1 protein-coding gene is annotated in these 732 nt (G+C 72.7%); it reads right to left on the reverse strand.

Annotated features, from left to right (window positions below):
- Nucleotides 1–706, reverse strand: a 706-nt coding sequence (locus KUM32_RS37175; RefSeq protein ID WP_374227598.1) for an MMPL family transporter, incomplete at its 3' end; no start/stop codon positions are given.
- Nucleotides 707–732 lie beyond the last annotated feature (26 nt).

A 732-nucleotide genomic window follows, 5' to 3' on the forward strand; every position in this document is an offset into this window, starting at 1 on the left:
CAGCCAGCGCCCCCATGAACACGGCGGACGCCACGGCCCACACGGCCGGCCGGCGGGCGAGCGCCGCCCCGAAGCGGGCGAAGCCGGTGCCGGACGGCTCGGCCCGCCAGGAGCGCGAGGGCCAGAAGACGCGGGTGCCCAGCAGCGACACCACGGCGGGCACCAGGGTCAGCCCCGCGAGCAGCGTGACGAAGACGGCGATGGCCAGCGCCGGGCCCATCGACTTGAGCATCCCGAGGGTGGACAGGGCGAGCGCGGCGAACGCGACGATGACGGCACCGGCGGCCGAGGCGATGGCCTCGCCGACCCGCTCCACGGCGTGCACCATGCCGCCCTTGGCGTCCTCGCCGGCGCGCAGCGCCTCGCGGTAGCGGAAGAGCAGGAACAGGATGTAGTCGGTGCCGACGCCGAACAGCACGACCGTCAGCAACTCCTGGATGGAGCGGTCCGCCTTCATGTCGAAGACGTCGTTGGCGCTGGCGATCAGGCCGGTGGCCATCGGTGAGATGAGGCCGATGAGCACCACGGGCAGCAGCGCGATGATCGGGCTGCGGAAGATGGCCACCAGCAGCACGATGATGATCACGACGGTGCCGACGGCCACCAGCGTGCCCGCCCGCTCGGAGGACTCGCGCTCGTCCAGGGACTGGGCGGCCGAACCCGTCACGCCCGCCGTGAGGTCGGTGCCCTTCAGCGTCGTGGGCAACGCGTCCCGCAGGGTCTGCACCGCGT

The organism is Streptomyces sp. AC627_RSS907 (genome assembly GCF_019049165.1).